At 43.5% G+C, this 22894-nt stretch carries 25 protein-coding genes and 1 riboswitch; of the genes, 13 read left to right on the top strand and 12 right to left on the bottom strand.

Translation table 11 applies throughout. The features are described 5' to 3' along the window. Window positions 1-55: 55 nt before the first annotated feature. The 3 genes from OEX01_03855 (at window position 56) to OEX01_03845 (ending at window position 5600) form a co-directional block, all read left to right on the top strand. Window positions 56-1048: a hypothetical protein gene (locus OEX01_03855; GenBank protein MDH5448122.1), complete on the top strand. Its 993-nt coding sequence runs from the start codon at window positions 56-58 to the stop codon at window positions 1046-1048. A gap of 106 nt (window positions 1049-1154) precedes the next feature. Continuing rightward, window positions 1155-3026: a cohesin domain-containing protein gene (locus tag OEX01_03850; GenBank protein MDH5448121.1), complete on the top strand. Its 1872-nt coding sequence runs from the start codon at window positions 1155-1157 to the stop codon at window positions 3024-3026. A 171-nt stretch (window positions 3027-3197) separates the two neighbouring features. Then, complete coding sequence (locus OEX01_03845) at window positions 3198-5600, top strand: cohesin domain-containing protein (protein MDH5448120.1); 2403 nt, start codon at window positions 3198-3200, stop codon at window positions 5598-5600. Between the two features lie 66 nt (window positions 5601-5666). Here the strand turns inward: OEX01_03845 and OEX01_03840 are convergent, their stop codons facing one another. After that, a complete protein-coding gene (locus OEX01_03840; GenBank protein ID MDH5448119.1) occupies window positions 5667-6164 on the bottom strand; it encodes a hypothetical protein in 498 nt (165 codons plus the stop codon). 244 nt (window positions 6165-6408) lie between these two features. Here OEX01_03840 and OEX01_03835 point away from each other — a divergent pair, with 244 nt between their 5' ends. Genes OEX01_03835 through OEX01_03825 form a run of 3 tightly spaced genes read left to right on the top strand, consistent with a single transcriptional unit; the run spans window position 6409 to window position 9415 of the window. Beyond that, window positions 6409-8274, top strand: coding sequence for an aldehyde ferredoxin oxidoreductase family protein (locus OEX01_03835; GenBank protein ID MDH5448118.1), 1866 nt, complete (start codon window positions 6409-6411; stop codon window positions 8272-8274). Window position 8275: 1 nt separating this feature from the next. Then, a complete protein-coding gene (locus tag OEX01_03830) occupies window positions 8276-8779 on the top strand; it encodes a 4Fe-4S dicluster domain-containing protein (GenBank protein MDH5448117.1) in 504 nt (167 codons plus the stop codon). A gap of 33 nt (window positions 8780-8812) precedes the next feature. After that, window positions 8813-9415 (top strand): 4Fe-4S dicluster domain-containing protein, encoded by a 603-nt coding sequence (locus OEX01_03825; GenBank protein ID MDH5448116.1) that lies wholly within the window; start codon window positions 8813-8815, stop codon window positions 9413-9415. Window positions 9416-9463: 48 nt separating this feature from the next. Here OEX01_03825 and OEX01_03820 read toward each other — a convergent pair whose 3' ends face one another. The 3 genes from OEX01_03820 to OEX01_03810 all read right to left on the bottom strand — a co-directional run bounded on the left by OEX01_03820 (window position 9464) and on the right by OEX01_03810 (window position 12112). Then, a complete protein-coding gene (locus OEX01_03820; GenBank protein MDH5448115.1) occupies window positions 9464-10003 on the bottom strand; it encodes a QueT transporter family protein in 540 nt (179 codons plus the stop codon). Between the two features lie 121 nt (window positions 10004-10124). Continuing rightward, complete coding sequence (gene speD, locus OEX01_03815; protein MDH5448114.1) at window positions 10125-10475, bottom strand: adenosylmethionine decarboxylase; 351 nt, start codon at window positions 10473-10475, stop codon at window positions 10125-10127. Next, window positions 10472-12112, bottom strand: a complete 1641-nt coding sequence (locus tag OEX01_03810) for a GNAT family N-acetyltransferase (GenBank protein ID MDH5448113.1) — start codon at window positions 12110-12112, stop codon at window positions 10472-10474. Before OEX01_03810 ends, speD begins: the two co-directional genes overlap by 4 nt. Window positions 12113-12279: 167 nt before the next feature. On the opposite strand from OEX01_03810, the gene OEX01_03805 reads away from it, so the two are divergent. From OEX01_03805 to OEX01_03795, 3 genes are all read left to right on the top strand, one after another. Beyond that, window positions 12280-12672: a hypothetical protein gene (locus OEX01_03805; protein MDH5448112.1), complete on the top strand. Its 393-nt coding sequence runs from the start codon at window positions 12280-12282 to the stop codon at window positions 12670-12672. A gap of 192 nt (window positions 12673-12864) precedes the next feature. After that, window positions 12865-13161: a hypothetical protein gene (locus OEX01_03800; protein ID MDH5448111.1), complete on the top strand. Its 297-nt coding sequence runs from the start codon at window positions 12865-12867 to the stop codon at window positions 13159-13161. 130 nt (window positions 13162-13291) lie between these two features. Then, window positions 13292-13594: a hypothetical protein gene (locus tag OEX01_03795; protein ID MDH5448110.1), complete on the top strand. Its 303-nt coding sequence runs from the start codon at window positions 13292-13294 to the stop codon at window positions 13592-13594. A 91-nt stretch (window positions 13595-13685) separates the two neighbouring features. Here the strand turns inward: OEX01_03795 and OEX01_03790 are convergent, their stop codons facing one another. Next, entirely contained in the window at window positions 13686-13883 is a 198-nt protein-coding gene (locus OEX01_03790) for a hypothetical protein (protein MDH5448109.1), read from the bottom strand. 145 nt (window positions 13884-14028) lie between these two features. Next, window positions 14029-15270 carry a redox-regulated ATPase YchF gene (locus OEX01_03785; protein ID MDH5448108.1) on the bottom strand — a complete coding sequence of 414 codons (1242 nt, stop codon included), beginning with the start codon at window positions 15268-15270 and terminating at the stop codon, window positions 14029-14031. A gap of 235 nt (window positions 15271-15505) precedes the next feature. Here OEX01_03785 and OEX01_03780 point away from each other — a divergent pair, with 235 nt between their 5' ends. The 3 genes from OEX01_03780 to OEX01_03770 all read left to right on the top strand — a co-directional run bounded on the left by OEX01_03780 (window position 15506) and on the right by OEX01_03770 (window position 18192). Then, window positions 15506-15841 carry a hypothetical protein gene (locus OEX01_03780; protein ID MDH5448107.1) on the top strand — a complete coding sequence of 112 codons (336 nt, stop codon included), beginning with the start codon at window positions 15506-15508 and terminating at the stop codon, window positions 15839-15841. Window positions 15842-16000: 159 nt separating this feature from the next. Continuing rightward, window positions 16001-17425: a B12-binding domain-containing radical SAM protein gene (locus OEX01_03775; protein ID MDH5448106.1), complete on the top strand. Its 1425-nt coding sequence runs from the start codon at window positions 16001-16003 to the stop codon at window positions 17423-17425. Further along, a complete protein-coding gene (locus OEX01_03770) occupies window positions 17422-18192 on the top strand; it encodes a hypothetical protein (GenBank protein ID MDH5448105.1) in 771 nt (256 codons plus the stop codon). The genes OEX01_03775 and OEX01_03770 overlap by 4 nt, the downstream gene beginning before the upstream one ends. Here the strand turns inward: OEX01_03770 and OEX01_03765 are convergent. The 6 genes from OEX01_03765 to OEX01_03740 form a co-directional block, all read right to left on the bottom strand. Next, window positions 18171-18518 (bottom strand): zinc-ribbon domain-containing protein, encoded by a 348-nt coding sequence (locus OEX01_03765; GenBank protein ID MDH5448104.1) that lies wholly within the window; start codon window positions 18516-18518, stop codon window positions 18171-18173. The two genes, OEX01_03770 and OEX01_03765, sit on opposite strands and share 22 nt — an antisense overlap. A gap of 106 nt (window positions 18519-18624) precedes the next feature. Next, window positions 18625-19122 carry a hypothetical protein gene (locus OEX01_03760; GenBank protein MDH5448103.1) on the bottom strand — a complete coding sequence of 166 codons (498 nt, stop codon included), beginning with the start codon at window positions 19120-19122 and terminating at the stop codon, window positions 18625-18627. A gap of 69 nt (window positions 19123-19191) precedes the next feature. Next, on the bottom strand, window positions 19192-19644 hold the full coding sequence (locus OEX01_03755) for an emp24/gp25L/p24 family protein (protein ID MDH5448102.1): 453 nt from the start codon (window positions 19642-19644) through the stop codon (window positions 19192-19194). Window positions 19645-19722: 78 nt separating this feature from the next. Beyond that, window positions 19723-20730: an AIR synthase-related protein gene (locus tag OEX01_03750; protein ID MDH5448101.1), complete on the bottom strand. Its 1008-nt coding sequence runs from the start codon at window positions 20728-20730 to the stop codon at window positions 19723-19725. Window positions 20731-20741: 11 nt separating this feature from the next. Then, window positions 20742-21449 carry a hypothetical protein gene (locus OEX01_03745; GenBank protein MDH5448100.1) on the bottom strand — a complete coding sequence of 236 codons (708 nt, stop codon included), beginning with the start codon at window positions 21447-21449 and terminating at the stop codon, window positions 20742-20744. A 14-nt stretch (window positions 21450-21463) separates the two neighbouring features. Beyond that, on the bottom strand, window positions 21464-22210 hold the full coding sequence (locus OEX01_03740; GenBank protein MDH5448099.1) for an energy-coupled thiamine transporter ThiT: 747 nt from the start codon (window positions 22208-22210) through the stop codon (window positions 21464-21466). Next, window positions 22198-22311: riboswitch (TPP riboswitch) on the bottom strand. (Overlaps the previous gene by 13 nt.) Window positions 22312-22408: 97 nt before the next feature. Here OEX01_03740 and OEX01_03735 point away from each other — a divergent pair. Next, entirely contained in the window at window positions 22409-22879 is a 471-nt protein-coding gene (locus OEX01_03735) for a DUF3795 domain-containing protein (GenBank protein ID MDH5448098.1), read from the top strand. The last annotated feature ends 15 nt before the right edge of the window (window positions 22880-22894 follow it).

Here is a 22894-nt window from a genome sequence, read left to right as displayed (position 1 = left end):
ACATCAATTCCAGAATGCTAATAAACCTCTCTGACCCTTAATAAAAGGGAGAAAGATGAAACTCACTGTAATGAAAAGCTTAAGCGTGATCTTCCTTTTAACGTTAATAACCCTAGCGTGGTTCACGAAATTAGGCATCTCACCATTTGAACCCTTAGAAGCCACAGTCACAACCGACAAATCATCATATCGATACAGACAAGCTGTCAACGTTTACGGAAACGTGACGTACGAAGGACAACAGGTTGAAGAAGGCTTAGTTGCGATACAAGTGGAAGATTCTATGAGTCAAACAATCGTGCTCAGAACTGTACCATCTAACACAACCCCGTCAATGCCTTTGACAATTGAAACCGTTTCAATCATACCATGCAATGCGAGCGGCCACCCTAAAGACAACTTCGCCAGAAACGCCAGGGCTTACTTCAAAGCAACCGTAAGAAACAACGTTCCACTTGATGAATCCGTCTTAGTAGTAGTCAACATTTTTGACATTGACCTCACTCCGATTGGTATGGCATGGGTGAAACTTACCATTCCCGGCAATCAAGAAATTTTCTTCATGCCAAGCATGTGGATCGAAGATTGGGTATCCACTGGAACTGCGTTGGCAACTGCGAACGCTTATGAAGACTGGCCCAAAAACAATGGCTATCCATACTGCCCAGAGAAAACAGCAAACTTTGCCATAGAAGAGCATGCAAGTCAAAGCCCGCCTCCCACCCAAAGTACTGGAAACTACGAACTAACATTCCGAATACCGCCACATGAAGCTCCATACTCAGACACGCATTTCGTTTATGTCGGAGCCTTTAGCCAAGGCTGGAAAGCTCTCCAAAACACCACATTCTCAGTTGAATACCAAGTTCCAGAGGACTTCGATCTAAACCACATCATAGAAATCTACGATGTAGTCAAAGTAACAGGTATCTATGGAGCAAAAAGCAGCGGTCCAAAATGGAACCCAGAAATAGACTTATACCCTGACGGACAAATAGGCATCTACGACTTAGTCAGAGTAACAGGTATCTACGGATCAACGTACTAATTTTGGTGACTACTTCCCTTTGCCATCCTACATAAAACGTGGAAGAAGATTCCAGAATCTTTAAATCGTGTTAGACAACTTCTATAGACTAGAGAGAGAGGAGAATATGTTAAAAACAAAAAGAATATACGGTATACTTCTCGCCGTACTAATACTAACCGTAACTTCTGCGCTTAACATTGACAGCTCATTCTCACAAGAAACACCCCTAGTCTATGTGGACCCCCCATCTATCACAGGCTTATCCATCTCAGAAACCTTCACCATAGACGTCATAATCGCCAATATCACCAACTTCTACGGAATAGACCTCCAATTCGGATGGGACCCCGCAATTCTAGAATACGTAAGCCACACAATGACAATCCCAGCTGACGACTACCCAAGCGGTATCCTATGGGAACCAGGAATAAAAATAAAGGACGAAGTAAACGCAACTGCAGGAACATACTGGGTCGCATACGCGTCTATGGACCCAGCACCAGTGTTCGACGGCACGGGCAAAGTCTTCAACATGACATTCAAAGTAATCGGAATAGGCACATGCCTCCTAGAAGCGTACCTAACTTACCTTTCCGACAAGCCCGGAGATCCAATTAACCACAATAAACAGAACGGGTACTTCAGCAATTACGCTCCATCAGAGGCTAGAATATACGTCAACCCAGAAAAAATCGTTGACTCAACGCTAGAACCCTGCAAAAACTTCACCATCGATATAAACCTTGAAGAAATCGTAGAACTAGAAAGCTTCGAATTCCAGCTGAGCTACAACACCACAATACTAGACACAGTCAATGTCACTGTAAACCCACCATTCTCACCTCCAACCGAAATACAAATAACAGAACCCGAAGGGCAAATCCGAGTTGCCGCAACCGCATCAACCCCCGTCAGCGGCAGCCTAATAATATCATCAATCACTTTCCACGTAACGGAAGTCGGCGGAACCATACTCAACCTGCACAACATTACCCTCATAGACACGTGGAATGGAACAGTTCCATACGAAGACCCAGGAGACGGATACTTCAACAACATCTTAGTAACAAAGCTATATGTCGACCCCCCGACAATCATTGATCCAACTCTAAAACCAGGCGACCAATTCCACATCGATATAAAAGTGGAGAACGCTATTGACTTCTACGGTTATGACCTCAGCTTAGCCTACGACACCGACATCATAACTTGCCTAGGAGCAATTACCATTCCACCAGACAATGATACAAACTTCATCTTAAAGATGTCTATAAATGATGAGGCTGGGAATATATGGATCAATGTTACATATCATTCTCCGGCAACTCCGAAAACCATTCTTATTCCAACCACGATTGCAACAATCTATTTCCAAGTTCAAACTTATGGAAGCACAGAACTTGACTTACACAACACAAAAATCATTAATCAATATGGCGGAGCGATGTCACATGAAGTTGGAGATGGCTTCTTCTGCACACTCATAAGAGATGTGGCAATAGTCGACGTTAGAACATCACGCAACGCAACATACCCTGGTCGTCTAGTAAACGTCACAGTAGTCGCCGCAAACTTAGGAGATATGATAGAAACCTTTAACGTGACAGCATACTATGACAGCAACGAGATTGGAACACAGACTGTTTTTAATCTGGCACCACATCGGAACACAACATTGACCTTCACTTGGAACACAACTGGCCTACAACCCTGCAATAACTACACAATAAAAGCGGAAGCTTGGCAAGTGCCATACGAGATCAACATCGAAAACAACATTTACACCGATGGCTTCGTTAAAATCAAGATGATAGGCGACGTAAATGGCGACGGAATAATTGACATCTACGATCTTACCGCAGCCTGTGGAGCTTACGGGTCTCGAGAAGGAGATCCCAACTGGAATCCAGAAGTAGATTTGGCGCCTATATGGGGCATCATCGAGATATATGACCTTGTAACAATCGCGTCGCGCTACGGACAAACCTGCCCCTAACAGCTAGCAGTCATCAAAAACTCACTTTCCTTTTTTTAAAAAAATACTTTTTTTCTTAGAATACATCTCAGTCAAGTGTGCATACTAATCGCAACATAGCAAAATTCAAATACACATCTATAAATACTTAAAAGCTACGGTGACTAAGATTTGAGAAAGAATTCATGTCAATTGATTAGCAGAAGAACTTCGCAAACCATGCTGATTTTAATCACACTTGTAACAGCCACTATCATTACGTTACTGGCGCAGGCCCCGTCCACTTATGCAGCAGATTCAGCTATCAGAGTAGTTCCTGCCACTCTAGAGTTTGGCCCCGCAAATGCTACAGGCCAAGAATTCACTATCGACGTAAACATTGAAAACGTCACAAATTTTTATGGTCTCGACCTCCAATTCGCATGGGACACTGAGTACCTAGCGTATGTAAGCCACACGATGACAATCCCAGCTGACGACTACCCAGACGGTGTACTATGGGAACCTGGAATAAGTGTTAAAGATGACGTTGACGAAGTAGCGGGCACTTATTGGGTTTCATACGCCAGTATGGATCCAGCGCCATCATTCGACGGCACGGGCAAAGCCTTCAACATGACATTCATGATAATAAAACATCCATGGGAGCTTTATGAACCAGATGCTGTTATGGATTTTAGGTTTACATACACCGCTTTGTCAGATAAACCCGGCGATCCTCTCCCAGGAGGATGGGATGTTTACGATGGAACTGTCATTTTACATAAAATACCCTACGTGTATCCACCGAAACCTATGCTGAAAATCATGCCCGAAACTGCCCAGCCACCGACAGGCACCCAATTCACCTCAGACGTATACGTAATGGCAGAAGACGAAACAGATTTAGACCCATTCTGGGATGTCGGAGGCTTTGACGTATGGATGCACTTCAGCCGTTCAGCTGCTCCTTACATAATCATGGAAGCCATTGACGTCACCATCGACCCAGATGGAACCTTCACAGCATTTTGGCCAGGCGGCATAATCAAACTTGTCGAAGACTTCGATAACACCGCAGGAACAGTGCATGTTGCCTTTCTAGGAATACCAGACATAGATACAAGCAACCACACACCACCTGAAGGCACTTTCCGCATATTCACTGTGACGTTCAACGCAACCTATGCAGGCCCCCCCGATCTCTCTGTAGACATAACTTTGAAGAATCCAACGTTGTTCATACATCAAGCAACACCTGATGCTGATTCAGGGTTGATTGACCTCGCGAGTCCTGTAGGCGAGCTTTGGACTATGGTTAACCCCGATGACTATGGCACAAATGTTGAGCTGACCCGTTGGGTAGACGCCGATTTTGATGGAGAGCTAAGCGCAGGAGACAAAATCATGCTAAACGATACAACCAGCGATTTCTGGCACGAATACGTGGTGAACGACCTTGCCGGCACCTTGGAAATGACGCAACAACCCTTCCAGCTCACTCAGGAATTCACTGTCGTGGACGGTATACCTGATGTATGGGATAAGCCAGTGGTAGCTGACACGGGTACATACAACGACAAAGACGGCAACCCGTACTGGACAGGCAACTTCTCATTGAGCTACGATGTATCTTCTGTGAACTCTATCCATGTGACCCCGCCATTCAGCGCACCCTACGACTTGGTTGAAGGAACGGACTTCATCGTGCATACGGGCACTCCCAATGTAGAACTGCTTACACCTCTCGACGAGCAAGTAATCAACGAATACTACATTGCAGGCATCAACGGAACACCAGCAGGATGGCCAGGCATTGAGCATATGGCAAGCGGATTCCAAAGCATCTGGGTAGACTTCAACAATGGAACCTCGCGATGGGCGCGAAACCTGGGATTCGAAACAGGACCACCAAACGAGTACTGGTATGAGGGAGACTGGCCAAACGAAATCGAAGGCTGGTGGGCACTAGACTTCGGTGCCAACATCACAGAAAACCCAGAAGCATGGCCTGTAGGCACTCAATACTGGATAAACTACACTGTACCCGCAGATATCCTAGTCGACTATAACGCTGTACCCGACCCAACACCTTACATTGTGGAGTATGACGGCACATACACAGACTTCCTAGCCTTAAGCGACCCAACTAACACCAACTGGACCGAGACTTACGCATGGCCCTTCAGAACCCACAACTGCGTAGGCTGGTCAGACGAAGACACTAGCGGCGACCTCACGGTTGGCGACATCATTACACTTGAAGACAACACACGGAACAGCATAACAGCACCATACATCATAGACAAAATAGCCACTGACATCATAGTCGATCAAATCGGGTGCATATGCAGCGTTGATCCAAATGACCCGTTCTACTGCAACGAGATTATAGTCGGCGTCGCAGGATTCCCACATCAAGACAGGGCACTCTGCCCATGGCACTACAGCGACTCCGCAATACCTCTTCCACACGACGTGGAAAATGCACAAGTGACTATACCAGAATTTCCAGGATCTTCCGCTCTAGTGTTGTCTCTCATAGCAGCTACAATTGCCGTTGCATTAGCCAAAAAGAAGTCGACAAAGACCAAAAATGTTCCACTCAGCATCTAAAAATGCAACCTCACCCCCACTTTTTTTGAAAAGAAGAAAAATCAGCCTTTCCAAGCTACCAAGAAGCTAGAATTCGCGTATCCAACTTCTAAGAAAAGAACCAATCACCACAGCTAACAAACAAGGTGCTAGTACGTTTGGAAACACAATTCTAAAGACGTTCAATATTCCAAAATGAACCGCCCATTCCCAACCCCATTCAAACTGCCAGTACACATTCATACCAAGACCATACCAAATATAAAACGATATAACAATAGTCCCGCCAATAAACGACGAAGCAAGTGACACCACAGAACTATAGAACAAGGCTTCAACACTAGATATAAACATAGGGACCACTAGGCTTACCACAAAAAGAATCAGTATTTCCAACAATCCAGCACTAGGAGCATCATACAAAGTATAAGCTATTTTCTGAGGCCCAAGCCTTGCACTCGTTACATATTTAAGCAAAAAAATCTCGCTTATGACACAAGCTATCACTAAACTCCATGCCACCACTATGAAAATATCCCTTCTGTTTCGAGAAACCCAAGCACCAAGATCTTCGAAGTTTATCATCCAATCACAATCTAAATTATAGATTTTCCATTTTATAATTAAGCTTTTACTAACACAAGCTTGCATTCTCCCAGCAAAAAAGCAATCTGCGGCAAATGTTGTTAATACTGCCCATTTTTCTTAACACAGTTGCTACTACAAAGAGCTGAACTAGAGGCTTTTTTGTGATTAAACAAGAAAGCATATTTACCAGTGTTTTTATCATATTGTCTTCTAAACAGGAAGTATAATTGGAGGAAAAATCTTGTCATCATATGCAGGACGAATATTACGCGTTGATCTCTCAACTGGAAAAGTCGAAACAGAACCATTGAAAGAGGAAATGGCTAAGAAGTACATTGGAGGCATAGGGCTCGGCATTCGCCTGCTCATGGATAACTCAAAGCCAGGTACTGATCCTTTCAGCCCTGACAACCCTTTGATCTTTGTAACAGGCCCTCTCAGCGGCACTATGGGACCTACTGCAGGAAACGGATATGCAGTGGTTTCGAAATCACCTGCAACTGGAGGAATAGCTGAGTCTAAGGCTCACGGCTTCTTTGGACCTGAACTGAAACGAGCGGGCTATGACGCAGTTATCTTTACAGGAAAATCTGAAAAACTTGTGTATGCATGGATTGACGATGACTCGGTTCATCTGCTGGATGCCCAGCACCTGAAAGGAAAGTCACCATATGAAACGGATGTAGATATCAAAGAAGAATTAGGTGACTATTACATTCGTGTCTCAGCAATCGGCGAAGCTGGAGAAAAACTCGTTCGTTTCGCGTCAATCATAAACGACGAGTTCAGAGCCATCGGAAGAACTGGCATGGGCGCTGTAATGGGTTCTAAAAACCTGAAAGCTGTGGCTGTTCGCGGAACAAAAGATGTGAACGTAGCAGACCTTGAAGGATTCAAAGAATTCATAAAGATGATACATGAACACATGAAAGGCCCTGCAACGAGAAAATACAGAACCCTTGGAACCCCCGAAAACGTTCTTGTTTTAAACGCTCTTGCAGCCTTACCAACGCGTAACTTCACTCAAGCCACCTTTGAAGGAGCAGAAAAAGTTAGCGGAGAATACTTGAACGAGCATTACGTAAAGAAAATAATCGGGTGCGCAACATGTGCCATGCGTTGCGACCATGTAGCGGTTGTACCTGAAGGCCCGTACAAAGGATCAACTTCAAGAATGGAATTCGAATGTCTATGGGCGCTTGGACCAAACTGCGGTGTCGATCGGTTGGACGCAATTGTTGAAGCAATGCGCCTATGCAACCATTATGGTGTAGACGGCATCTCTACAGGAGTTATCGTCAGTTTTGCCATGGATTTGTACAAGAATGGAATTCTCACAAAAGAAAATACTGACAACTTAGACCTTCGCTTTGGAAATCATGAAGCCTTGATAGAAATGGTGAAGAAGATCGGTTCTCGGGATGGCTGGTTGGGTGATGTGCTAGCAGAGGGAACCAAGAGAGCAGCTGAAAAAATCGGCAAAGGCGCTGAAAAATACGCTTGTCACATTAAAGGTTTGGAGCTACCAGGCTATGACATAAGAGGTTTGAAGACAGCAGCCATAGGATTTGCGGTTTCTTTCCGAGGAGCTTGCCACCTTCGATCTGGTGCCTACTCACCTGACGTCAAGGGTAAGGTAAATCGCTTCGTCATTGAGAAAGGAAGGGGAAAAATAGTTATGGACAACGAAGACGTGTACAACGTCATTGACTCGCTTATATTATGCAAATTCTCGAGAGGCACATATTATGACGGCCTTGAAGACATGGCTAAGTACTATACTCTAGCAACTGGTATTAAAATAACCGTTAAAGAATTGAGAAAAGCTGGCGAAAGAATAAACAATCTAGCAAGGCTTTTCAACGTCCGAGAAGGCATGGGAACAAGGGAATACGATGCCTTGCCACCAAAAATAATGACTGTACCCATACCTGACGAGGGAGTTGCGAAGGGAAGCGTCGTTAACAAAGAAGAATTTGAGCTGGGATTAGATGACTATTACGAAACACGCGGATGGACAAAAGAAGGCATTCCCACAATCAAGAAACTCAACGAACTGAACTTAGGTGAGTTTGCTTACATAGTGAAAGGAAGAGGAGAGAAATAACTTGCCAAAGCTTCACGAAAGGAAATTTGTCTCAGCAGACCCAGAAAAATGCATCGGCTGCTGTGTCTGCGAGTACACGTGTTCCATGGTTAAAGAAAAAACTTTCAACCCGACAAAGTCGCGAATACGTGCCATAAGGCTTGGCCCCCTTGTAAACTTGGCAGTAGCATGCAGACTTTGCGAAGACCCACCATGTGTTGCTGCTTGTCCAAGAGACGCATTATCCCAAGAAGAAAACACGGGAATAATTGTGGTTGACGAAGAAAAATGCAATGGATGTGGATGGTGCATCGAAGCTTGCGATTACGGTGCAATCATGCTGCATCCTGAGAAAAAAGTGGTCTATGTGTGCGATACATGCAAGGAACTGGGCAAACCCCAATGCGTTGAATGGTGCCCAGAGGAAGCCTTGGACTTTGTGACGGCAGACGTTCTTGCTCAAAAAGCTAGGCGAACTGCAGTAGAAAAGTTGTTCCATGAGGCTGTAGAAAAAGCTTCTGAATAGCAATAAATACGGTAACTTAAGAGATCCCTTACGATGAAAGCAGAGGAAAAAGAAATCGTTAAAAAGTTCTTGTCTGTCAACCCTGAAAAATGTGTTGGATGTAGCATATGCGAGTTTGCTTGCTCATTAGAAAAAGAAGGGACACTTAATCCTATCAAGTCTCGAATTCGCATTATTCGAGGCCCTCCTTTCATACATCTAGCAGTTACCTGTAAACAATGCGAAGACCCACCGTGCATAAGAGCTTGTCCTAAGGATGCATTATTTCAATCTAAGGAAACTGGAGCCATACTTGTTGACGACGAGAAATGTGATGGCTGCAAGTGGTGTTTAGAAGCGTGCGAGTATGGTGCAATAAGATATGATAGCGACGCCGACACTGTTGTTATATGCGATCTCTGCGATGGAAATCCCAAATGTAAAGAGATGTGTCCTGAAGAAGCAATAGATTTTGTCGCTGAAGAGTCTGATATTGTGAAGGCTTGGGTTGCAGCTTCAAAGAAGTGGATTGATGCTTCAGAAAAACTCGTCACGATGGCTAAAGGCGAAGGAGTAACTGACTTTCTAGCAGATAGTAAGGAGATTATGGAACGTATTGATGAGAAATATAGAGAGCTTTTCGCTAGGAAAAAGTGACCCCAGCTTCCTTTTTGTCGTAGCTAGCGTCTTTTTCCAATTTTTAGATTATTTGTAAACTTTTAATCCACGAGACTTCAACGGCTCAATTATTCCAGGTCTGCTTAATATTTTCAGCAATGCATAGCCAATAACTGCTGTAGCTATCAAACTGCTTATAGTAATGCTTACCATCATAGACATCCACGTCGGCAAGCTTAAACCTAAAATGTCTGGGGAATCAAAGAACCACCAAAGATAACCACCACCTACAATAACACCGATTGGGAAAGCAGCAACTATGCATGCTGGTAACTGGCGTCTTCTAAGTAGCAGAACTAGACTCGCCGCGATTAGATTAGCAATTGGTCCAAGCACTACATCAACCGGATCAATGAAAGCATAGACGTTTGTTAAAACACCTCCAACAGTCACTCCAGCCACAACAGGCCACCCAAGCAATGCCGCAAGAGGAATTAGACAATCTGCAACACGCAACTGGACAGGCCCAGAAATTGCCGGGTTACCAACAGTGGCAGTTTGAACCAAGTTGATAACAACGTATAAGCTGACAAAAACAGCCGTCAAAGCAAGGTCTTTCGTACCCATTCTCAAGTTTTCACCTCCACTACTCCGGGATTTTTATGGCGGAACGGATGGGAGGCACCCACTCACCCGCCAATGCATGCCTAATCAACAATTTAGGGTTATAAAAGTAACGTTGACAGCATTATTCTATTTTTCTTGTAATCCTGCGAATTTCAAAAGAAGAAGGTTGTAGGGCATCTTTTACAGCTTGCCATCCCATTTCAGGGTCTATTTCTTCGCTGCATATGAAAATGTCTAAAGCAGCATATTTGTGCTCTGGCCACGTGTGAATTGATATGTGCGTCTCAGCAAGTATGATGATGACAGTTGTACCCTCCGGCGAAAACTTGTGAGATGTTGTTTTTATTATCTTGCTTCCCATCTCTTGAGCTGCAATCTCTAAGACATAAATTAAGAATTCAACATTATCAAGGTCGGCCTTGCACCCGTAAAGGTCTACTAACAGTTCTCTGATTTGCTTCAACTTTTTCACTTCTCTTCATTTTTCAGCCTTATTCTCATCGTAGAGTGTTCTCTTTCGAAGCCAACCTCTTCAAAGAACGAGGCAGCATCATGGTTAGTAGCGGATACTATAAGATCTATTCTTTGGATTCCCTTGTTAAAGAAGTAATGTTTTGCCGCTTCCATAAGTTTTCTTCCGAATCCTTGATGACGATGCTCGGGTTTTACAATGATAGCCTTGATATAGCCGAATTTTTCGTTTGTGTTTCTGTCTTCTTCGGTTCTCAGCCACAGCCAACCGACAATATCATTGTCTAAAAGCGCAACTTTAAGCCTATTAGGCTCTCTTTTTGATGCTTTTTCCAACTTCTGCCTATGATACTCCTCATCCAAAATCGGTGCCTCTGGAAAAGATTTCCTTGCAATTTCTCTTTCGAACTCAAGTATTGCGGGAAAGTCAGTCCATTTAAAATTTCGCAACGTCAATCTTTCAGCCAAGGTATCCTTTATTTTTTGCTTCTTTATCAGCTTGAAGCCTTTCGTTTTTCCACACTTAGGACATCCTCTTGCTTTCAGTTCTTCAACTGTTCTAAATGTTCCAGTTGCACCCACTTTTACTTGTTCACCGCATCGACATTGATATGTTCGTATAGTTTGGGTAATTTCACCAGTATAGAGCTTATTACCGAAAGCTCCTGTTACTAACGGTTTTGTTTTTTCAGTAGTTTTAAGTTGTGATAGAAAAGTTGTGTTGGCAAACATCTCCGCGCCTTCATAAATGTTAAATCTAGGAATCTGTTCAACAATTGCAAGCCCCATAGCAATCAGAGTTTTCTGTATCGTCAACATCTTTTTAGGAGATTGATGAGAAAAAGCCAAGTATATGCTTGCGCCTTTTCGCCGTTTAAGGGCTGTTATGCCTCGAGAAACAAACAGGGTTAGACCAGCAACTGTGTAAGGTGGGTCGGTGAAGACAACATCGTATCTATGCTGTAGATTTTGGAGAAACGGTTTCCTAAGATCGCATTCAACACAGTCTACGTGGAGGTTTTCCTTTTTAGAAATTAGTTGAATAGCCTCAAGTATTCTTGGGTCTACATCTACAACTGTTATTTCTTTTGCAGCTCTTAGCAATCCAACTGCGATTGATGTAAAGTCGTCGTCGCCTAAAAATATGATTCTTTCCCCTTCAACGTCGCCATTTTCCAGCATGAAGAGGGCTCTTAGAAAAGCTGTTTCGGGTGTTCCGTGGGTTTGATCCAGCCATGGCAATGGTTTTGGTCGTGTGCTCAAGTGTTTTCTGAGTTTTTCTAAAACAGGTGTGAATTCGTCTGGAACTTGGATGCTTCTACCTTGACAAGTTGGGCATGTGAATCTTTGTGGATAAACTAACCCCAGTTGATTTTTGACGAATTTCTCTCCTTTTTCTGTTAAAAAAGCGCCTCCGTTTCTGGCTAGCAAACCTTCATTTTCTAGCTCTCTTCTGACAGCTGCGGTGACTGGCACGGGGAGATGAGTGAGGTAGGCAAGTTCCTTTGTGCTTATTTTCTGCCTTCTGAAAACTTCGCGGAGTATTTTTCTAACGCCTTCTTCGCCTTCCTCCAACTCTGCTTTTTCAGATACAATTTTCAACAAACTAGACTTTTCTTGATACCTTTCTGGCTGCATAATACTTGTCTCAACTTTGCGCTTATATTCCGCCCATCAATGGAATGGGGGGATATTTAGTCTTTACGTTACTTATGTTTCATTTTGTTTGTTGTATTTGTGTTGTGCGTTTCTACAGTAATGTTTATTAGGAATCAGTATCTGAAGTATCACTAGACGCTATGAAGTTGGGTGCTTTGAAGTCCGAGGGCTTGGTTTGTCCTTATTCTAAGTGTGGGCGGTCGTTTAGGCAGCCTGTGTTGGTTACGGATTGTTCTAAGCTTCCTCGGGAGACGCATTATGCTTGTCCGCATTGTTTGTTGCGGTTGGAGTTGTCTATGGAGGGTGGTGGCTTGGGGCGTGTGCATGTGGAGGCTGAGGATGATGATTTGTTGTTGTCGCGGTTGGAGGTGGGGAATAAGGGATTAGGGGAGGCTGTTTCGAGTCATCGGGCTTCTAGGCCTTCTAAGAGTTGTAGGCATTTTTTGGGGTATTTGCGGGGTTTGCCTGAGGGTGCTGGAATTCCTGATGTGTGTGCGGTTTGTCCGAATATTATGCAGTGTTATGTTAAGCGTGAGTAGTTGTTTTGCGTTTTCTCTACACAGAGACTAGACCATCCTCATAGGAACTAAACATATGTATGCTTGAAGAGATAGGCAAAGAGCCATCAAAATCGCATAGTTTTCATTATTTTCGTAAAAGTTTCGCCGTTAAGTCATATGGCATGGAAAAGTTTATAGAATTTGTGTTGTAAATAATTAGTTAGTGATTTTATGGAGTCTGAGAAGCCTCACAGGAGTTTAAGGTTTAAAGCATTCATCGTTGTTGTGGTGTTTATCATATTTGCAGGTGTCTTCTGGTTCTATATCCTCCCCATCCTGATTTCTTACGAGAGTCTAAGGCTTTCAGGGGTTGAAGGTTGGACTGTTAACTCTGAGGGAGAGATTAGGCAGACTACATTTGTTTTATGGAACAATGGAACACAAGACGTCACTATAAGAAGGGTGTGGGTGAACGGTACGTTGCTGGATTCTGACGAGTGGGGAAGCTATTGGGGGGGGTCCAATTGAGCCAACATATACTCGAGATCTCTACGTTGCTCCCGAGGAAACAGTGTTTATCAGCAATGCAACCTACAGCTTTACAATAGGCACATCAAGCGGCAACCATTTCCCCTTCTTACTCAAAATCGAAGAGGAAATGGTAAAACAGGAGAACTTGACGATTATAGATTACTACTTCAGTAGCGGCATATTGGTTGGTTATCAGTCTTGGGATATTAGAGCTGGGAACTTTGGAGATATACCAATCATCGTTAGGAGGACGACAGTTTTCAACGACGTTGACGACAAATACTGGAAGTTTGAAAAGAAACAATGGTTTTTCCCTAATGAGATCCAAGCGCTGGAACTAAATTTTTCCTGGGGCTATGGAGTAACCTACTACGCAACAATCGAAACAGCGGCAGGCAACGAATACTATGTCATAGAAACAGCAGAATAACATATCAAATAAATCACATTTGCAATTTGCTCAATTCTAGAAAACATTTATGGCACTATGGGATTTGATGATTGCCCGCGTGTTGGTTTACTTACTTAGCCATGTCGCGTTCTTTTTCAACTTCACTTCTGTTTCTTTCTTGTCTTCGTTTCCTTTCGACCTCTTCTTCTTCATCGCCCAGTCCGCCAGATGTGATATTCCCAACTTGTCCTGAAATCACGGCTTTTATTAGCATTTTCAATAGCTTTGCCCAACGTCCACGCTTTGTCTCCTTTTCATGCTCCTGCATTCACGCACGCTCCTAATTAGTAATATAAAACAGTGCAAAAATTAAACCTTTTTCAACAGAAAGCTGAAAAGAACGTGAGCACAAACAAACCAAGCTTAACAATGGGCTGTCGGGAATAAATTCTACTATGCTTCAAAGTGTGGCTTTAGGCTCTTTTTTTGGCGCTTACAATGGAGACTACGTCTCTATCCTTCAGCACGTGGTCTTCGCCAATCCGCTTTTTCTCTCGAGCCTCAACAGCATAAATAAAATTATCACCAAGCTCCGTATGAATAAGATAAGCAAGCTGCCGAGCAGTCGTCCCATAAGGAACAATATAAGCATCAGGCAACACCTCACCCTTATGATTACTAAGCTTCTCTATATCCTCCACCGGATAAACAACAATGCAATTCAGAAGCTTGAAGTAAGCAGCATTAATAGCCTCTTGCACACCCGTAGTGCCAAAAGGTGTCAAGATTCTTTCCTTAATCGTCCGAAGAGCGCCACGCTGCGTTTCAGTCAAAGCATCTGGCTTAAGAATGTTATAGTTGCAGTCGCCCGGCTTATAATCCGTCCACCCTTTTTCCGCAGCCCTACGCAACGCTAACTCAGCCTCCGCACTACAAGGAATCACAAAATAATCCTGCTGTTTCAACCGCCCCACATTTTCCTCAGCCCCAAGCAAGTCAATCTTATTCGCAGCAACCAACATAGGCTTCGCAACTCTCCGCAACGTATCTATAAACTTTAGGAAAACTTCCTCACTCCACGAAGCAGGCTTATCAGCATTCAGCCCAGCCTTATGAAGCGCCTCGAAGATGTGCCCACGTTTAATAGACAAGCCGCTTAACCTCTCTTCAAGCTGCGCAAGCAAATCGGCTCCTGTTCCCCCAGATTCAACAGTCCTCGCCAACTTAGCCCAATCACGCTTCAGAATGTTAGCTATCCACATTGTAATCTCAACTTCAAGAAAACGCACATCCTCCAAGGGGTCATGCATGCCAAGCTTACACTGTCTGCCTTCAATGTCTGTGGCTCCAGCCGCGTCAACGATGTGAATCAAAGCGTCAGACTTTCGAATCTCGTCCAAAAACTGATTCCCTAAACCTCGCCCCTGCCATGCCCCAGGCACCAATCCAGCACAGTCAATAAGCTCCACTGGGATAAGCCGCACGCCATCCAAACACAGCGAGTTGACAGGGTTATCCTTTACGTTAAATTCTTCATGAACACAAGGTGTGCGAATGTATCCGATTCCACGGTTCGGCTTTATGGTAGTAAACGGGTAGTTAGCGATTTCCGCGGGCGCCAACGTAGCAGCAGAAAAAAAGGTTGATTTGCCCACATTTGGCTTACCAACAATTCCAATTGAGTATGGCCGGGTTTTCTTACCCACTATAGACATTGCTGTCAGCTCTATGAATAGATTTGTTGAAGTTAGAATAAAGGCTTTTGAAAAAACGCTTATTCCTTTTTATGGATCCTAAGAGAATAACAGGTACAAACCACAGCTTAAGGTTGACTCTGTTTTAAGTGGCAGCGTGTTCTGTTGTGTGTATTTGTGTTGCACATTTAGACACAAAGGTTTATTACATCGTAATATACAATTCTCATTTACCGCTGCCAAAGGAACCACTAAGATGAGTATACAGATTTGTAAGAAAACAGACAAATACGAAGAAATGCTCAACATAGCAGTAGACAAAACACTCAAACGAGTTTTCGGCGACACAGCAGCCAACATCATCTATACACACTTGGAAAAAAACTATTCCATAAAGAAAGACGAAATCGCCGAAAACCTTGAATCATTTAGCCAAGCAATGCAAGAATACTTGAATTCAGGAGCAGCAGTTGTGGAGAAAGAGATACTTGAAAGCTTCTACTCGGGTTTAGGTTTATTTCAACGTGTTGAACTCGAAGGAAACAGAAACACCGAATTTGTTGAACGACTCAGAACACTAATGCCTCAATAACTGGACAACACCAACCGTCTCTAATTCTTGAAGCTCCATTTATAAACCTAGAAAACATGTTTTCCACAGGTCGAAAAGTCTTTTTAGACTGTGAAGACTTTACGGTTTTAGGAAAATGTAATGAACATGAAATTTAGAGTCAGATAAGCTGGGAACACGATGAAAGTTCTTTTCGTAGAACCACCGAAAGACTTCTGGTTCGTCATGGGCGAATACCTCCCTCCCCCTCTCGGAATAATCGAACTAGCAACTTACCTTGAAAGCCGAGACAAAGACGCCGAGATAGAAGTGCTAGACTGCCAAGCAAAACGATTAGATTGGAAAGAATTAGAAAGACATATTGAATCATCAAACCCAGACATAGTAGCACCAAGTGCCCTCGCAACATGCAACGCCTACACAGTTCTCCGCACAGTAGCAACTGCAAAAAAAGTGAACCCAAACGTCAAAACGTTTATTGGAGGACAACATTTCACAGCCACAGCGCAGGAAAGTCTTGAGGCTTGGCCAGAAATAGACTTCATCGTTCGTGGAGAAGGTGAAAAGACTTTCGTTGAGCTTGTGCAGGAATTAAAGAAAAAGCGCCCTTCCTTTTCAAAGATTAAAGGCGTCTCCTTTAGGCAAAAAGGTAAAATCGTCCACAATCCTCCGCGGCCTCTAATCGAAAACTTGGATGACTTGCCTTTGCCTGGCTATCACTTTGTCGAGGAACATATGGGTAAATATCATTTCACTATGATGGCTGGCGCAAAAAATTACGCTCTCATCGAGGGCTCGAGAGGTTGCCCCCACAAATGCTCTTTCTGCTCCCAATGGAAGCATTGGAGAGGCACTTGGAGGATCAAGTCGGCGAAGCGGATCGCAGACGAATTTGAATACTGTTACAACGAGTTTGGAAGCAAATTTCTCTGGCTAACTGACGACAATTTTGGTCTGGGAAAACACACCAACGACTTGTGCGACGAAATCGTCAAGCGGGAAATAGCCGACGAGATAATGTGGTTCACGCAAGTCAGATGCGACGACATTATCAAGCATCAGGATGTCTTGCCCAAGATGCGGAAGGCTGGAAACCGCTGGATGCTCGTGGGGATAGAGAGCGGCAGCGAAGCCACATTGGAAAGATTCCACAAAAAAATACGCCCCAACGAAGCAGAGCAGGCGATGAAACTGCTAAAAGAAAACGACATCTTCGCCCAAGCTACCCTCATCATAGGAGAACGAAAAGATTCGGCTGAATCAATAGCCAAGCTTAGAGATTTCGTAAACCACATTGACCCAGATTTGGCGATCTTTATGATTTTAACACCGTTCCCTGGAACTGAGCTTTATGAAACGGCCAAACAGAACGGGTGGATAGAGGATGATAACTGGACAAACTACGACATGGCTCATGCAGTAATGCCCACCGAAACCTTGTCGAGAAAAGATGTGCAAGAAGAATTGTATAAATGCTACCGCAGCTTCTACGGCTCCATGGGCAGACGGTTTAAAGGACTTTTCTCTTCTAACAAGCTGAAAAGAAGAACCTACAGATACCTAGCAAGCCAAGGTCTTTTGAAAGCATTAAGGGACTTGATTTGAGAACGCCCCCCAACTTTGCCTCTATTTTCTTTCTCACATTTTCTTTCTTAGGGTTAATTCTCATCGCCGCGTTCGCAAACTTGCCACCAGCAATACAGGGCGACGTTTCTTGGCGAAAACCCCTAATAGGCACTGTTTTCAGCATTGTCTGTGTTCTAGGAATTCTTGCGGGTGTATTTCCTTCAAAATGTTCAGGCATGTTTCATTTCAGAAAGGCAAAGCGAGGAGAATTCACTCGAGAATCAACTGGTTTGCCGAAAAAAACTCTAACGTTTCGTGGGCATCATCCTGATTGTGGAAACTTTGGTGCTCATGCATTCCGAATAGGCGACAGAGTTTTTTGCGCTGGATGCGCGGGATTAATTCTGGGCGCTGCTCTCTCTCTTTTAGGAGTTGTGCCGTATTTCTTTCTTAACCTATCTTCTTGGTTGAACTATTTTCTGGTTTTTTGGATTGGTTTCGTAGGGGTTTCTTGTGGGTTGCTCCAGTATCACTTGTTTAACTGGGGCAAAAGTTCTGTTCATTTCTCCGTGAACACTTTTTTTGTCTTCAGTGTTTTTCTGCTTCTTGTTGGAGTTGACGGAATAACTCAGAATGTCATCGCTGATTTTTATCTGATCGCCTTAGGCATCTTTTGGCTTTACACAAGAATACTGCTTTCTCAACTGGACCACAAAATAATTTGCACTGCTTGTCATATGAAGGAATGTGAGTTTCACAAGGGAAAAAGCGTGAAAAATGGTTATTATCTGCGTCTCATTCCGTAAAGAGCGCCAGCGATGATTAATAGGCCAACAATGACTATGAAGAATGGCCCCAAGTAATCCCATATTTCTAATCCTGAAAGGACCGCCAATCCAATGATGACGATTATGATTCCAAAGATTATGCCTACTATGGCTCCTCCATGGGGAAGGCCAAAACATTCATCTTCCACGTGGCGTTCACGTGGTCCAAAACAATTATCGTTTGAGCGGTATCGCTTTTTGGGACGAGATACTTGCAGTGGCGCGCCACATTCCGCACAGACCTTAGCATCATCCTCGTTTTTAGCTCCACATTTAGTGCAGTAAACCAATTCTGTTCCCTCCATCCTAAGACACTTCATTGTCTAATCTATTCTTAAGATTTTGGGTAGATAAGAACCAGTTTAGCGAGTCTTGTCTTACAATCTAGCCTGCAAAACACGGAAATTGCAGTTAAACTATGTATCTCTGATTCGTCTTTTCGAAATCCTTCACAATTTCCATCACACGTTTCGGAGCCTTCAAAGCATCCAACGGGAGCCCACGCAGTAGAGACCAAGGTCCTGACTTTGCCAGCCGCGCGGCAACATGTTCTTCGCCAAAGCATGTTTTCGAAACCTTATACACGAGCGGTCGCACTTCTGCTTCTGGTATGTATCCCAAGGCGTGAAGGTACTCATGGAGTAGTATTGTATAAACGAAGGCGTTTAGCAACTTTCTGGACTTTGTGGTTGCCTCGACTATTTGGACAAGAGCACGGTTTAGAACTATGTTGTTTGTACCCAACGGATGATAAGCTCCAAGCCTGAGAGGCATATCGTCGAGAAAAAGCATCATTCCCTGCCGTTGCTGCTTCAAAACAGCCTTCACGTTGTCTTTTGCTATTTCCCACACTTCACTGTATCCTTCTGCATTGTCTAACTGCTGTCTATTCTCTTCTATCTTTTTCATAGTCCTTCAACTTTACTTCTAAGTAAAAATTACATCGCATCCTTTAACCTTTTGCGGCATTATCCCTTTCTAAGGTCTAGGTGACATCGCAACGAAAACTACAACTGCAACAAGTGCAAGGCCCACTATAACGAAAACGAGGATGTATTCTTGTGGAAAACCGAAAATGTAATGTTGCACATTATAGTTGAGAGTTAAAACCTTAATCTCTTCTGAAAACCAGTTTTCAAAGTGGAAGTCATATGTGCCTGTTTTTAAAGCTGTAAACTGGAAATCTTTTTGAGCGACATTCGTGTAGTTTAGAATGATTATGTCGTCAGAGTCGGAGATGGAGAAGTTTATAGAAGCAGGTATTACAGTTATGCGTCCCGAAACTTCGTCTCCCTCATTCAAGTTTACAGTTCTCGTTACGCTTTCTCCCGCTGGCAGCTCTATAGTTTCAGAATACGCAATAGCAAAACCACACATCAAGACGAAAGCTAGAAGAACGCAAAGAACAGCAAGAAGACTCTTCATGCTCATGGCTACCATGCTTTAGTCAGAGTCTGAAGAGAAAAAAGTTATGAAAACTAAATATGAATTAGCAAAATATAACATGCGTCACTTCAGCATTATTTTGGCATAAGGATCTTCAGCTGTCTTTGGAAACACTGTTTTCTTTTTTCCATGCTGAATTAGACGTTTTTTATTCTTTGTGAAAGTACCTATAAAACTGGCGTCTATACCATGTTTTAGCAGTTCTTGGAGCGCTTGGTCCTTTCTTTCAGGATCAATCGCTGTCAGAAGAGTGCCTGTAGAAGAAATTGAAAGAAGCTCTCTTTGCGAAAGACCGAAATATTTTTGGAGAATTAAAGCCTCTTCCAAAATTGGAAGCTTCTCCAAGTCCACCGCAAACCCGAGGCTTGAAGATTCAGCCATCTCGTTTAAAGCCGCCACCAATCCACCTTCAGTGATATCATGCATGGCATGAACTCCTCCGACCTCGGCAAGAAGGTATGCTTCTTTAACGCACGTTTGCATGTTTACTAGGCTTTGAAGTACATAAGTCCGAGCAACATCGAAGAGACTTTCTGCGAGGGCTTCATGCGTGAGGACGAAGTTAACAACCGTCTCTAGGCCGATTTGTTTAGTGCAAATTATGTGGTCTCCAGCCCGGGCGCCTCCAGGAGTTATAAGCCTATCTTTGCTAACTGTACCATAAGCTGTGCAAGTTCCAACAAGGGTCGAAAGCCCATCGTAAGTTCCCGTGTGCCCAGTTACTACTGTCATATTAAGCTCATCTGCTACAGCGCAGACTTGTTCCATTATTTTTATGAAAGTGTTGGCTTTCGTTGAAGGAGGACCTAAGAGTGTGATTGTGCAAAATTCTGGTTTTGCACCAAACAAGGCTACATCCGATGCTGCGTAGTGTATCAGTAACCATCCAAACCATTTTTCAGGCACGCCTATGCAAGGGTCTGTTGAAACAACAAGACATTCATTTTCGTTTGTTATCTGAACTCCTGAATCAAAGCCGGGGGCAGGTGGAATTATTACTTTTGGATGTTTCTTTATGCATCTAAGCAGTTTTTTGAGCTCTTCAGTAGCGAGCTTTCCCACTTCGATCATGTCCAAAAAAGCTAGATTTCCAGCATCTCGATGCCTTTGCTGGTTATTTTGAAAGACAACCACCCTAACGGATGATCACAGCCTTCTATCTTCATTATGCGCAGTTCCCTGCGACATTTTTCTTCGTTAAATCTGAATAAGAAAATGTTGTGGGCTTTGTTTAGGTCCAAGTCTGTTGCCCGCTGAGTTGCAATGTCTTTTTGTGTAGCTGCTGTCATTATGTCAATGTTAACAATGTTGTCAAAGTGGCACCAGTTGATGGTCCAGTCCTCCACCGGGTCCATATACTTCAACTCGTATAGGGAGAATAGATGTTCGCTGAAATCTCCAGCCGCAAACCTTGTCACATTTTTTTCTGAAAGCATAGCGTCAATGCGTTTCATTTCCTCAAAATCGTCTAGGCTAAAGTAATGAACTCTCAGGTCTTTGGGGTAAGGCGCAAAGTGGGGAAAGGCTTGTATGGCAATCAGTTTTCCTGTCTTCTCATAGGATTCTATGTTCCATCCGAAAGATTTGAAATAGGCTCTTAAGCGTGGAAATGGCTTATCCATAACATCGAAGGCAACGGTTTCTTCTTCTTGTAGTCCTTGCCAAAGAAACTGCATGGCAAAAACGGTTTTTCCAGCGCCCGGAGATCCATAAAGAATATTCCGCGAACCAGACTCTATTCCGCCACCTATTAATTCGTCAAGCCCTTTGATTCCGGTTTTGAGTTTCACTGCGCTTCCCACTCTCACTTGTATATTCCTATCATGCCGCTTTTGGCGAGCAAATACACCAGATAAGCACTTACGAGAAGCTCTGGAACTATGTAAGCACCGTTATATAAAGCAGAGTAAACAATAGGATTCATTCCCTCAGGAGCATAAGAGCCAAAAAAGACCACTCCAGAAACAAAATGTGCCAAGAACCTACCGAAGATACCTACGGTTGCTCCGAAAAGTGCAGGGGTAACAGTTCTTTGCTGCTCTTCTGTTCTTTTGGTTTTTATTCTGTTTTCTAGCCACAGTAGAAAGATAAAACTGAACGCAAAAATCCAAGAAAAGAACAGGGTCTCGCTTATCCTAAACTGTGTCAACTCGTAGCTGAAGAGGAAAAAGGAAATAACGCAAAGCAAAACTGTGATTAAACGGTCCATGGTAACAGTTGTCCCCTTCCTTAAAGTTGGGTGCTTTTGAAAGAAGCTAGCAAGTCCGAGTGCTCCAAAGGCTATTGGATAATCGAGCAATACCTGCACAGGGTGATAGACAAAAGGTTCAAGCATCAACTGAACAAGCCCATAGAGCACGCAAGCAAACAGGCCTATTTTTGGTCCTCTTCTCAACGAGAGCCATATGACAGGCACCATTGACCCAGCTGTTACTGCTCCTCCTTGTGGTAGACTAAAAACTTTTACATAACTAAGTGCAGTTGAAAGAGCCACAAAAGCAACGATTTCCGCGATTACCTTTGTTTGAAATACTGTCTTACTTTCACTCAACTTTTTCCCTCCGCCAGTATTATCTGGATCAGGTTCAAAGGGTCGATGGGCTTCACCATCTTCTCAGCCAGGTCATGTTCCTGGCTCCCCTGTTGAAGTAGAATGGATAACGGTTCAAGTATATAATGGTAACGATGCAAACAAGGTTCGAAACATAAAATAAAAAGGAGCGTCTTTAACTGTTAAAGGGAGCTTATCTTGGTTGATAAAAATCTCGTCGGAAGATGTGGACTTTATTGTGGCGCATGTGAAATTTATAGAGCTTATAAAGACGGCGGGGAGTATCGTCAACGATTGGCAGATTTCTTCAAGTGTCCACCCGAGAAAATGCGTTGTGAAGGTTGTCAAGTTTTAACTCTAGAATGCTGGGGCAACGACTGTAAAATCGTCCAATGCTTAAACGCAAAAGGATTCAGATTTTGCTATGAATGCCCCGACTATAAGGAGCATACTGCGTGCGAAAAGTTTGAAAAATTCTCAGAAGCATACTTGAAAGAAGACGGAGTAGACTTGAGGGCTAATTTGGCGAGGATTAAGGCTGGCAAAGTTGAGGAGTGGCTAAAGGAGTCAGAGGAAAAATTCCGCTGCTCCTACTGCGGCAGACACTTGTCTATTAGTGCGTTAAGAAAGAAATGCTACCACTGCGGCAAAGACCTTTCACATCATTGACTATGCAGTGGCGGT

It is taken from the genome of Candidatus Bathyarchaeota archaeon, assembly GCA_029882535.1.
Lineage (GTDB): Archaea > Thermoproteota > Bathyarchaeia > Bathyarchaeales > SOJC01 > JAOUKM01.
The sequence above is the reverse complement of the archived record's forward strand: the minus strand, read 5'-3'. Positions and strand labels throughout refer to the sequence as shown.